General features: G+C 44.2%; 10 protein-coding genes, 1 tRNA gene and 1 riboswitch. Of the genes, 2 read left to right on the top strand and 9 right to left on the bottom strand.

Translation table 11 applies throughout. The features are described 5' to 3' along the window. Window positions 1-2: 2 nt before the first annotated feature. From moaD to moaA, 4 genes are all read right to left on the bottom strand, one after another. Window positions 3-248: a molybdopterin synthase sulfur carrier subunit gene (gene moaD, locus BCT34_RS18325; RefSeq protein ID WP_019823606.1), complete on the bottom strand. Its 246-nt coding sequence runs from the start codon at window positions 246-248 to the stop codon at window positions 3-5. Next, complete coding sequence (gene moaC / locus BCT34_RS18320; RefSeq protein ID WP_017076655.1) at window positions 245-724, bottom strand: cyclic pyranopterin monophosphate synthase MoaC; 480 nt, start codon at window positions 722-724, stop codon at window positions 245-247. The genes moaD and moaC overlap by 4 nt, the downstream gene beginning before the upstream one ends. Window positions 725-736: 12 nt before the next feature. Then, window positions 737-1249, bottom strand: coding sequence for a molybdenum cofactor biosynthesis protein B (gene moaB / locus BCT34_RS18315; protein WP_076656943.1), 513 nt, complete (start codon window positions 1247-1249; stop codon window positions 737-739). Window positions 1250-1337: 88 nt separating this feature from the next. Continuing rightward, entirely contained in the window at window positions 1338-2327 is a 990-nt protein-coding gene (moaA, locus tag BCT34_RS18310) for a GTP 3',8-cyclase MoaA (RefSeq protein WP_076656942.1), read from the bottom strand. Continuing rightward, window positions 2316-2468: riboswitch (molybdenum cofactor riboswitch) on the bottom strand. It overlaps the preceding gene by 12 nt. Window positions 2469-2662: 194 nt before the next feature. On the opposite strand from moaA, the gene BCT34_RS18305 reads away from it, so the two are divergent. Then, window positions 2663-3550: a YvcK family protein gene (locus tag BCT34_RS18305; RefSeq protein ID WP_076656941.1), complete on the top strand. Its 888-nt coding sequence runs from the start codon at window positions 2663-2665 to the stop codon at window positions 3548-3550. Between the two features lie 81 nt (window positions 3551-3631). Here BCT34_RS18305 and luxU read toward each other — a convergent pair whose 3' ends face one another. From luxU to uvrB, 3 genes are all read right to left on the bottom strand, one after another. Next, a complete protein-coding gene (luxU, locus tag BCT34_RS18300) occupies window positions 3632-3976 on the bottom strand; it encodes a quorum-sensing phosphorelay protein LuxU (RefSeq protein WP_076656940.1) in 345 nt (114 codons plus the stop codon). Window positions 3977-4000: 24 nt separating this feature from the next. Beyond that, window positions 4001-5389: a quorum-sensing sigma-54 dependent transcriptional regulator LuxO gene (luxO, locus tag BCT34_RS18295; RefSeq protein WP_076656939.1), complete on the bottom strand. Its 1389-nt coding sequence runs from the start codon at window positions 5387-5389 to the stop codon at window positions 4001-4003. A gap of 288 nt (window positions 5390-5677) precedes the next feature. Next, a complete protein-coding gene (gene uvrB, locus BCT34_RS18290; RefSeq protein WP_076656938.1) occupies window positions 5678-7708 on the bottom strand; it encodes an excinuclease ABC subunit UvrB in 2031 nt (676 codons plus the stop codon). Window positions 7709-8217: 509 nt separating this feature from the next. On the opposite strand from uvrB, the gene BCT34_RS18285 reads away from it, so the two are divergent. Further along, window positions 8218-8293, top strand: a tRNA-Asn gene (locus BCT34_RS18285). A gap of 303 nt (window positions 8294-8596) precedes the next feature. On the opposite strand, the gene melB is transcribed toward BCT34_RS18285, so the two are convergent. Beyond that, a complete protein-coding gene (melB, locus tag BCT34_RS18280; protein WP_076656936.1) occupies window positions 8597-9970 on the bottom strand; it encodes a melibiose:sodium transporter MelB in 1374 nt (457 codons plus the stop codon). Between the two features lie 471 nt (window positions 9971-10441). After that, window positions 10442-12559 carry an alpha-galactosidase gene (locus BCT34_RS18275; RefSeq protein WP_076656935.1) on the bottom strand — a complete coding sequence of 706 codons (2118 nt, stop codon included), beginning with the start codon at window positions 12557-12559 and terminating at the stop codon, window positions 10442-10444. Between the last annotated feature and the right edge of the window lie 15 nt (window positions 12560-12574).

Raw genomic sequence — 12574 nt, 5'->3', positions numbered from 1 at the left:
GACTAGCCTCCGGTTACAGGTGGGAAGAATGCCACTTCGTCGCCGTCTTTCACTTCAGTAGTCAAAGGTACGATTGATTGGTTAAGTGCAGCCAGAAGCTTACCCTCTTCCAATGCGATATCCCATTTGCCTTCTTGTGTTACAAGGTGGCTGCGAATTGCTTCGATGGTGCTGAATTGCGCGTCGACTTCTAGGCTGTCAACACCGACAAGTTCGCGAGTTTGAGCGAAGAAAAGTACAGTAATCATGATTCCACCTTAAAGTGTCCTGATTTACCACCCGTCTTCTCTAACAGGCGTACGTTCTCGATAACAATATCTTTCTGAACGGCTTTACACATATCGTAAATCGTCAGTGCAGCAACAGAAGCTGCCGTTAGCGCTTCCATCTCTACGCCTGTCTTACCAGCAAGCTTACATACCGACTCGATACGTACCTTGCTTTCAGATTCGATAGCTTCAAGCTGCACTTCTACTTTCGTAAGTAGTAAAGGGTGACACAGTGGGATTAGGTCCCATGTTTTCTTTGCTGCTTGAATACCCGCAATACGTGCCGTTGCGAAAACATCACCTTTATGGTGGCTACCAGAAACAATCAGCTCTAGCGTTTCTGCCGACATTTGAACGAATGCTTCTGCTCTCGCTTCACGAACAGTTTCAGCTTTAGCCGATACATCTACCATGTTTGCTTCGCCAGACGCGTTAATGTGTGTAAATTGGCTCATACTCAAACCGCCTTATACAGAAAGGTGTGGCATGAAGTTACAAGGGCGGTGGCTAGCGTCCATCTGTTGCTTGATGATCTTAGTCCAACCTGTGCGACAAGCACCTGTAGAACCTGGCATCGCAAAGATGACAGTGTGGTTAGCAAAACCCGCAATCGCACGAGACTGAATAGTCGATGTACCAATCTCTTCGTAAGATACTTGACGGAATAGCTCACCAAAGCCTTCTACTTCTTTGTCGAATAGTGGCTTAAGCGCTTCTGGCGTGCTGTCACGAGAAGTGAAACCTGTACCACCCGTGATCATGATAGCTTGTACGTTCTCATCAGCAATCCATTGAGATACGATCGCACGGATCTTGTACATATCATCGATAACGATTTGCTTATCAACCACGTTGTGGCCCGCTTCTTTAGCATTCTCAGCTAAGTAACCACCTGACGTGTCATTTTCTTCTGTACGAGTATCTGAAACCGTTAGTACTGCAATGTTTGCTGCTTGGAATTTGCTTTCTGCGTGACCCATTTGTTCACCTATAAATTTTTCAATGATTAGATTTACTCGCCCAGCCGAAATAGGCTGAGCGATAAAATGCTTTAGAGTATATAGCGGGTTAACCGCCGATTGACGCCAAGTTTGGAGTCATGCCGCTGTTGCCATCATGTAAGAAGTGGCTAACGGACTTGGTTTGAAGCTGTGCCTGAATACGATCAATGAGCTCTTGCTCTTGTTGATCTTCTTGAATCAGATCTCTCAGTTCAACACCATGGTCGCCAAACAGACATAGGTGAAGTTTACCGGTCGCAGAAACGCGCAGTCGGTTGCAACTATCACAAAAGTCTTTCTCGTAAGGCATGATCAAACCGATTTCACCTTTGTAGTCTGGGTGGACAAACACTTGAGCTGGGCCATCATTCACGGCTTTGACTTTTAACAGCCAACCATTAGCAATAAGCTGGTTGCGAATCGCAACGCCAGACACATGGTGTTTATCGAACAACTCGTCCATCTCGCCGGTTTTCATCAGCTCGATAAAACGCAATTGAATAGGTTTGTCTTTGATCCAATTAAGGAAGGCTGGTAATTCCTGACTGTTGAGGTCTTTCATCAATACAACGTTGACTTTGACTTGTTCGAAGCCAACTTCAAACGCTTTATCAATACCTCGCATAACCTCAGTAAACTTATTCTCACCAGTGATCTGATGGAACATACGTGAATCTAAACTGTCCACGCTAACGTTTATGTGGGTTAAACCAGCATCACGCCATTGCCCTACTTGTTTCTCCATGCGGTAGCCATTGGTTGTGGTGGCTACTTTTTCGATGCCTGGAGTAGAAGCAATAGTATGTATGATTTCAGGAAAGTCTTTACGCAGGCTCGGCTCTCCGCCAGTAATGCGGATCTTTGAAGTGCCACAATCTGCAAACGCTTTAACAACACGTTTGATCTCAGGAACACTTAAAAAAGACGAGTTTTTTTGCCCTGATGGTTTATAACCATCTGGCAAGCAGTAAGTACATTTAAAGTTACAGACGTCTGTAACCGACAAGCGCAAGTAATAAAACTTGCGATGGAATCTATCTTCGAATTGTTGCGCCACGGAACACCTTTCCAAACACGGGAGGCATAATCATTTCCAATTAAGCCCTTGTGACAACATGTCACTGGCTCTTGATGCGTATCGGTACAGCAAATTCCACTGTGCGACTTAGCATGTAAGAGCTCGGAGTTATGGCAACCACGAGGCTCAGAGGCGCTCGTAGCAGCTGCGTATAAAATACTTAAAAATTGTGCGTGAATCTAGTTCTGATGACAAAAAACGAGTCGTATCAGTAAAAAAAACCATATCAAACGCTCAAAATAACTCTTGTTGAGTATATAGCGATAAGCATTTACTCTAAATTATAGTTGGTAATAACCTAACAAGAACAATAAATGAATATTTACTCTTCAAAGAAAGTCGTAGCAATCGGTGGTGGTCATGGCTTAGGTCGCATGCTAGCTGCATTAAAAGACTTTGGTAGTAATGCGACTGGCATTGTCGCAACAACAGATAATGGTGGTTCCACCGGACGTATTCGAGACTGCCAAGGTGGTATCGCTTGGGGAGATACACGCAACTGTATCAACCAATTGATCACGGAACCTTCGATCAGCTCGATGATGTTTGAATACCGCTTTCGCGGCCAAGGCGAACTCGACGGTCATAACTTGGGTAACCTGATGCTCACCGCATTAGACAACCTCTCGGTTCGTCCATTGGAAGCAATTAACCTCATTCGAAATATGCTCAAGGTCGATGTCAACATCGTCCCAATGACCGAGCATCCTTCTGATCTCACTGCTCTGTCAATGGACGGCCGTTGGGTAACCGGCGAAACCAACGTTGATGACATGACAGAAAAGCTGCGCATGATGGACTTGTCGCCAGAAGTACCAGCAACCAAAGAGGCCGTTGCCGCGGTAGAAGAAGCTGACTGCATTGTCCTTGGCCCAGGAAGCTTTTTGACCAGTGTGATGCCTCCGCTGCTGTTACCAGAAATTGGCAAAGCAATCGCGGAAAATACCAAGGCAAAAGTCATCTTCGTTGAAAACCTTTCACCAGAGCACGGTCCTGCCGGGAAGATGACGCTTCAAGAACAATTAGAATGGTGTGAGCGCACCTGCAAAGCGAGAAAGATAGACATTGTATTAGGCAATGAACCACACCCTGAACTTGAGGGGCAATGGAATTGTGTGACCACTGATCTAGCATCAGCAAATCGAGACTGGCGACACGACCGCGTGAAGCTTCAACAGGCCATTGAAGCTCAATTGGCTTAAACCACACATTAAAGTAGCAGAAAACGAAAAAGGAGCATCATGCTCCTTTTTTAGTATCTGTATATTTGACGATTAACTGCTTTAGAGATCCGTCATCAACTGCTGATATTCAGTGTACGTTGATAAGAGCAATTCTTGCATATCTTTAAAATCAACCTCTGTCACGGGTAAGGCTTGCTTCACTTTTGCGTCTAAGCCAATCGCAAAACTACACAGTGAATCTGCACCAAAGCTCGCTGCACTGCTCTTGAGTGCATGACTGATATCGGCCAAGTACTTAGATGTATCCGACTCTTTATTTATCTCTAGGTGTTCATAGTAGCCTTTCAACTCACCTAAAAAAATTTCCAATAAAACCGGGACATTCTCTTGTCCAATTTCGCCGGCAAGCTCATCCACTTTTTGCTGATTTAGTACTTTGGTCATTATTACTTTCTTATTGTTTGGTGATTACTGCTTCGCATTCCACGCTTGCAACTTACGGTAAATGGTCGATGGACTGACATCTAAAAAGCCAGCCGCGCGAGGTATGTTACCATCACACGCTTTAATGGCCTGTTCGATCGCCGTTTTCTCAGTGATCCACAATGGGAAAATATCTTTTACCGTGATGTCTTCATTCTGCTTCTCTTTCAATCGCAGACTGTTTTCAATCGGTTGGTTCAAAGGTGGTGGAAGCATGTTCAGAGTAATCTCTTTACCGTTATTCAACACCACCACGTTTCGTAATACGTTTTGTAGCTGGCGAACGTTCCCCGGCCACTCATATTGATTAAAGCGATCGAGTACTTCTTGAGCAAAACGAACAAACGCTTTCCCTTCTTCGACCGACATGTAGCCGAGCAGTGAATACGCAATCTCGATGACATCTTCACCACGCTCACGCAATGGCGGCAAGTGCAGTGGAATCACGTATAAACGATAGTATAAATCTTCCCTAAAGCGACCTTCTTGTACTTCTTTCCAAGGGTCTCGGTTAGTCGCACACACAAAACGAACGTCCACACTCTTCATCTTCGAAGAGCCGACTTTTTGGAAAGTACCGGTTTGGATAAAGCGAAGAAGCTTAGTTTGTAGCTCTAAATCCATCTCACACAATTCATCAAGGAATAGTGTTCCACCATCAGCAAGCTCAGCAGCGCCTTGACGATCAGTTGCCGCACCGGTAAAGGCACCTTTAACGTGACCAAACAGTTCACTTTCAATCAAATCTTTAGGGATTGCGGCACAGTTAATCGCGATAAATGGCTTATCTCCACGCTTACTCGCAGCGTGAATGGCCTCTGCACACACCTCTTTGCCCGTACCACTTTCACCTGTAATGAAAATACTCGCCTTACTCGATGCGGCAGAATCGATAGTTCGGTACACCTGCTGCATGGTTTGGCTGCTACCAATAAAGCCTTGATAGTTCTGATTTCCTGGGTGTTCCGAGCTGTTTTTAAGCTTGGTGGCTTTGCGGATCGCGTTGTTCACCGTAATACGGAGTCTATCGGCTTCACACGGCTTGATAAGGAAGTCTTGAGAACCATGACGCATCGCTTCTACCGCGGTATCGATAGAACCGTGAGCAGTCATGAAAATAACCGGAACTTCAGGGTATTTTTGTTTTACAGCAAATAGCACGTCCATACCCGTCATGTCAGGTAGACGTAGATCTAATAAAATAAGGTCTGGGATTCGATGATTCAAACTCTCGATTGCATCGCGGCCAGTGCCTACAATGTTGATATCAATTTCGAGCGGTGTAAGATACGACCGATATAAAGCTGCTACCGAAGCGGTATCCTCTACCATCAACAAATACTTCGATTTGTTATCTAGCGTTTTTGATTGCATATCCTAGCCATTTATAATTTGCATTTCTTATTATAGTCGCATTCCGCTTTGCATTATGCAAATTGGCCACAATATTTGTAGTGTATTTTTTTACTTACTTCAAATAATCAATGTTTTACCTACATGGCACGAACGATGCAGTCTTAAAGATGACCTTCGGGTCACCTAGCCAACTGACGTTGTTAGTGGACCGAGTGTTCACAAACGTAAGCCAGTAGAACATTTACTACTGGCTGTTTTTTTGTCTGAAATACTCTCAATATCTCTATTCAGGGAAACGAATAGATATTAACTGTTGGTAATAAACTGCTTTCTTAGCTGCTCAATTTCATCACGTTTCTGTGCCGCCAATTCAAACTCCAGATTCTGAGCATGCTGATACATCGCGGCTTCTAGCTTGCTGATCTCTTTATCAAGTTGCTGTGGCGTAAGCACTGCATAACTTTCAGAAGGCTCAGCCACCTTAGACAGTGGAACCTGCTTAGATTGACGCTGTTGTTTCGACTTAGTGATGTCACCCAACTCCATAATATCTTTAATATTACGTTTCAGTGCTTGTGGTGTAATACCTTGCTCTTCGTTGTAGGCTTGCTGCTTTTCACGACGACGATCGGTTTCATCAATTGCTTTTCTCATCGACTTAGTAATTGAATCACCATACAAGATCGCCTTACCTTCAAGGTTACGTGCCGCACGACCAATGGTTTGAATCAGAGAGCGTTCAGAACGTAAGAAGCCCTCTTTGTCCGCATCAAGAATCGCCACCAGCGACACTTCAGGCATGTCTAAACCCTCACGAAGTAAGTTAATACCCACTAACACGTCGAACTCGCCCAAACGCAGGTCTCGGATGATCTCTACACGCTCAACGGTATCGATATCCGAGTGCAAGTAACGCACTTTAACGCCGTGCTCACTTAGGTATTCGGTTAAGTCTTCCGCCATTCGTTTAGTCAGCGTCGTCACCAACACACGCTCTTCCTTCGCTGAACGGATTCTGATTTCAGATAGCAAATCATCCACCTGAGTCGCAACCGGACGTACCTCAATAATAGGGTCTAACAGACCTGTAGGACGCACCACTTGATCGGCAATCTCGCCATCTGATTTTTCAATCTCGTAGTTACCTGGCGTTGCGGAAACAAAAATCGTTTGCGGCGCGATCGATTCGAATTCTTCAAACTTCATTGGTCGGTTATCCAATGCAGAAGGCAGACGGAAACCAAACTCAACCAAGGTTTCTTTTCGCGAACGGTCGCCTTTGTACATAGCGCCAATTTGCGGCACGGTTACGTGTGACTCATCGATAATCAGCAAGCCATCATCAGGCAGGTAATCAAATAACGTCGGAGGCGCTTCCCCTTCCGCACGACCGCTCAAGTATCGTGAATAGTTTTCGATACCGGAGCAGAAGCCAAGCTCCGTCATCATCTCAATATCAAACTGAGTTCTTTGTGAAATACGCTGCTCTTCAAGAAGCTTGTTGTTGTCTTTTAAGTATTGAGCTCGATCGCGCAGTTCATCTTTAATGTTCTCAATCGCTTCAAGGATTTTTTCTCTTGGCGTTACATAGTGAGTTTTGGGATAAACCGTAAAGCGCGGTAAGTCTCTTTGCTTAACTGCACCAGTCAGAGGATCGAAAATACTGATGCAGTCGACTTCATCATCAAACATCTCGATTCGCACCGCGTCTTGGTCAGATTCAGCCGGGAAAATGTCTATCACTTCACCACGAACACGGAACTGGCCACGCTCAAAGGCAACGTCGTTTCTTGAATATTGCAGCTCAGCCAAGCGGCGTAAAATGTCTCGCTGATCCATCACCTCGCCACGACTCAAGTGAAGCATCATTTTCAAGTAAGACTTTGGATCACCCAGACCATAGATAGCCGATACAGAAGCCACAATGATGGCGTCTTTTCGTTCTAGCAAGGCTTTAGTTGCCGAAAGCCTCATTTGTTCAATATGGGCATTCACAGACGCATCTTTCTCGATAAACGTGTCCGTGGTTGGAACATAAGCTTCAGGTTGGTAGTAATCGTAGTAAGAAACAAAATACTCAACGGCATTGTTTGGAAAGAAAGATTTCATCTCACCGTAAAGTTGAGCTGCTAATGTTTTGTTAGGCGCTAACAGAATCGCAGGTCTTTGAGATTGGGAAATGACGTTTGCTAGGGTAAAGGTTTTACCAGAGCCCGTTACCCCTAATAGAGTTTGATGTGCCAAACCAGAATCTAATCCATCTAGTAATTTGGTTATCGCGGTCGGTTGGTCACCAGAAGGGCTGTAGTCCGATACCAAGTCAAAGAGTTTACTCATAGGTCGCCATTTCCATACTGTTTTTTTAATCAGGTCATTGTCACTCTAGGTGGAGTGTTGTTGCAACAATTATCTAGAGAAATGCATCTTAAGATTAGATATCAGTTATAGCTTTTATTTTTAGAACTTGGTATTATCCGTGCCCCTGCAAGATCTCTTCAGCTAAATTACTCGATTTTTAATCCACTACTTTTCCCCAAAAAATCTAAAAATACCGCTTGTTTTCCTGTTTACTTTATAATCCACAAAAGTTATACAATCGCGACATTTCGATCTAAACCTTTTAAATACATCACCTTAGGTTGAATTTCTACATTTTCATGTATATCCCTATTATTGTTGTTAAAGTTTCGCACACACACTTATCCACAATTTTGGTGGATAAGTAAAGCAAAGCTAAATCCAATAAGGTGTTCAAGAAAGTAAAGTTTTTTATCTTATTTTTTTCTGCTATTTTTTATTGACAGAAATTCTGACAATTATTAGAATTCGCGTCGCTAACAAGCAATTCCCCTTTAGTTCAGTTGGTAGAACGGCGGACTGTTAATCCGTATGTCGCAAGTTCAAGTCTTGCAAGGGGAGCCAAATTCTAGAAAAAAGCTCAATCGAAAGATTGGGCTTTTTTCGTATATAACTGCGACTAACTTGTTCCAAGTTAATGTCACACCCGAATCGTCGGACCGCCCTACCCGCCCGCGTTCAAGTCTTAACAAGGGTGAAAAGTTTGAAGAAGCCGCATCACTCGATGCGGCTTCTTGCGTTTTAGTCGAAACAAAAGCTCTACACACAGCTTTGATTAACTAACACCCATAAAAAACGCCTCACAAGGAGGCGTTTGGGCTTAGTGACTAAACTGAGCTTTATTCTAGATTGGGATCGCTTTAACCGTTATGCTTCTGCGGTAACCACATTTACCTTTGTCTCTTCATCGGCTTGTTCTTTATCAAAACCTTCATGCAGATGGTAGTAACGCTTGTAAACAAGAGCACTTACCGTCATTAGAATCGCTGGTAAACCTACCATCATGAACTGTAAACCCATAATTGTGCTGTCAGACTGTTCCACGTTTGGTACATAACCCACGATTGATAAACCTATACCAACGATGAAACCACCAGCCGCGCCCGCGAACTTAACTAGCATCGTTTGTACAGAGAAGATAACACTCTCACTACGACGACCTGTTTTGTGTTCGCCGTAATCAACGACATCAGCAAGCATTACGGTTTGCAGTGCGTTCGCAATACCCACACCAAACTTGATTGCTGCGCCTGCGATACCGATTAGAATTGCGTTACCTGGTGCGATAAAGCCCATGATAAGTAGCGTGATACAAGACAATACAGGGAAGCCACAAGCCATAACCCATAGGTGCTTACGTGGTAACACTGAAGCAATGCGAGGGAACAAGAAAACGCCTGCAACTTCTGCGATACCTGCCACCATCATATAGACAGGGAACAAATCAGCATTGCCTAGAGCGTAAGAGAAGTAGTAAATCGCAAAACCACCGACCAGCAAGTTTGCTATTTGGAATGACAGTACGGTACCAATAAGCGCTTTTAGTTGATCATTCTTACCAATGATAACCATTACATCTTTAAAGCTGAAACGCTCAGCTGGTTTAGCATTGGCTGGTGCAGATTTTTCTTTTACGTTGCGAGCAATCAAGAATGCACTCATCACGTACAGAACAGCAATCAACATAGCAACGTTGAAGAAGCCTTGTCCTTGGTCGCCATCACCCAGTTTACCGACAATGTGTAGTCCGTAAGTACCCGTAATAAACCACGCCAAACTAGCAAACAATCGAGGCCAAACAACCAACTTTTCACGCTCTTGACGAGAGCTAGATAATGCAGGAATCATAGACCAGTATGGAATATCCATAATAGTGTACGTAAGACCCCACAGAATATAAGCAGCGGCTGCATAAATGTATAACGTAGTGCCTTCAAACATATGCGTACTAAAAAGGCCAACAAGCACTACAGCATTTAACAGGGTTCCAATCACTATCCAAGGACGGAATTTACCAAACTTCGAACGCGTGTTATCAACGATAACGCCCATCATTGGATCGGTCACCGCATCGACAATGCGCGCGGCTAAAAAGATAGTACCCACAAACGCTGCTGATAACCCAGCAACATCAGTGAAGTAGAACATTAAGAAAATGTAGATCGGAGCACAGGCAAAGTCTTTACCTAAAGCCCCAAGTCCATACGATAATTTAGTTTGTAGAGTAATTTGATCAGACATAGTATTTCCTTCAGGCGCGTAACTTCATCTCCTAACAGACGTTGAAACGCTTACCTTTGATTTATAATAATTTATCCACTCAAGTTCTGTTTTAGAGCCACTCTGTGGTCGCTTCTTAAAACACTCAAGTATCAAGTCCGACGCTAATGTAACGATTCCAACGAGCAGATACTGTGATCAACAGCCACTCAATGGAAACGTTTTCAGTCGAATATCAAAAGTGAGAGATCGAACAATAAAACACTCGAATTAATAGAGAATATCGGCAATTAAAGTGCTCAAAACCATTCATGGCGTGAAGTGACGCATGAGAACGATTACATAACAGAGCAATGAGCCGTTACTCCTACCCGTCCATGTCATAGGGGCACATAAAATTACTAGATGGTTCATGAAGGTATATTGAAGGCAATAAAAAACCGCGTAATTTCACCTACGCGGTTCATCAAAACTAAGGTCTAAAGCTAAGATTTACTCGATACGTTCAAACTTAATCAACATCGCTGTTTCTGCATCAAGTATCGGCATCGTCAGCCCCACCTCTGCACACCAAGCTCCGGATAGTTCACAATCAGTTTCAGTCCATGGTGGTTGATAATTAACAATATCATCGTAGTTTGACGGTTTATCAATCACAGAAACCTTGTATAGACTTTGTGGATCTAACCCAGGTATGCGCAAGTGACCACTCAACGAATTGGTTGGCATCGCCAGTTGCGCAATCATCACTACAGCTTCTGACACATCTTCGGAAACGACCGCATGGATTTGATGCGCACTATCATCCGTTGGAACTCGCCAAGTTCTCCCGCTATGCAATAACGGACGCAGCATCTTGTGCAGCTTAATATAGCGTTCAAACCCTTGTTTTTCTTCTTGAGCTTCTTTCACAGGATCTAATTCAATCCCCATATGGCCAAACAATGCTGTTAGACCACGAAACTCAATGCTATGACGGCGACGAGTGCTGTGGCAGTGGCTCGCGCCAATATGACTTCCCATTACCTCCGGTGGGAAAAAATAACTCATCCCACGCTGAATAGTTTGTCTTTCCAAAGCATCATTATTATCAGAAGCCCAAAAACGTTGCGTACGCTTAAGCACCTCAAAATCGATACGGCCACCACCCGCCGCACAAGATTCAATATCAACCATAGGGTGCTTCTCTCGAACTTTATCGACCAACTCATAATAGCGAGCGGTTTGTTGATGAGCCGCTGCCTTACCTAAATGTGCCGGTTGTACAACTTCTCGGTTCATATCCCACTTGATGTAAGCAATGTTGTACTTACTTAAGAAATGGTCAAGACGCTCAAACAGAAAGTCGAATGCTTGTTGGTTCTGAAGATCGATAACATATTGGTTGCGACCGGTTGGTTGGTCATAGCCATCCACAGCGAGCAACCAGTCTGGGTGGGCTCTGTATAAGTCAGAATCCTTGTTAATCATTTCAGGTTCGAACCACAACCCAAACTCCATTCCCAACTGATTAACGTGTTCAACAATCGGAGCTAAACCATTTGGGTATTTTTCTTCATCTAAGAACCAATCCCCTAGTGCAGCTTTATCGCCACAGCGCCCTTTGAACCAGCCATCGTCAATGATAAAGCGCTCGACTCCCATATCTGCAGCTTGGCTAGCCATCGACATAATATAGTCAGGATCATGGTCAAAATAGATGCCTTCCCATGTATTAAGATGGATAGGTCGAGGCTTTTGGACGAAAGACTCCGGTAAAATGGAACCACGCACATGGGAGTGGAACTGGTGGCTCATTCCATTCAGACCTTCCGAACTGAAGCTTGCATACAACCAAGGTGTGGTTAAGCTTTCACCTTCATCCAATGCAATCTCGCCCGGTAGATAGATAACTTCCGCTTGCACGTAGCGACGACCGTCTGCTTTCACATCAGCACGTAGTCTGTGGTTACCACTCCAAGCGAAGTGGATCCCCCAAACGTCACCTGTCATTTCATTAAAGTTAGCCGTACCAACAACCATCGCAGGATAATGTTCATGAGACGTTCTTCCACGACGGTTTTCTTGTTGATAGCCCCCTTGTTGTAAAGATTGACGCACCGTTTGGAACTCGTGTACCCAACGGCCGTAGTAGGTCATCAACTCGTTAGCTCTAGCTGGCAATGGTAATGTATTAGCGAGACGGCTTACCTGATAAAGGCCGGCTTTAACGTTGGTTAAGGTATGACAAGATTTCACAACATCATGCTTATCAAGGCATAACTCGGTTGTTAATCGTAAGCCTGCACGCAGATCTTCACTCTCAATAATTAAGCTAGATGGTGTTTGTTGAATATCCGTAATAGAGAAAACAGGTGCCCAGTCCAATCCATCTCGATGCCCTTCTAATGCTGGGCTACTGAAAACACCGCGCCCGAGTTCTGGGCTCAACGACATAGCGACATCATTATCAAGACGACCGTAAGGAACGGGCCTTAAAAGAGAAACACGAAAGTTCGCTAGATCGCCACGAACAGGGGCTCCCCAATGCAGAATTTCGGCGAAATCACCAAGTTCAACAATCAGTTGCGAGTCTTGACCCGTAATTTCTATTAGGGATTTATTCGTCATTTTATTTAACCTTAA

This window comes from Vibrio sp. 10N.261.45.E2, assembly GCF_002875705.1.
Lineage (GTDB): Bacteria > Pseudomonadota > Gammaproteobacteria > Enterobacterales > Vibrionaceae > Vibrio.
Note: the sequence above shows the minus strand (reverse complement) of the source record. Positions and strands in the feature narration are given on the sequence as shown.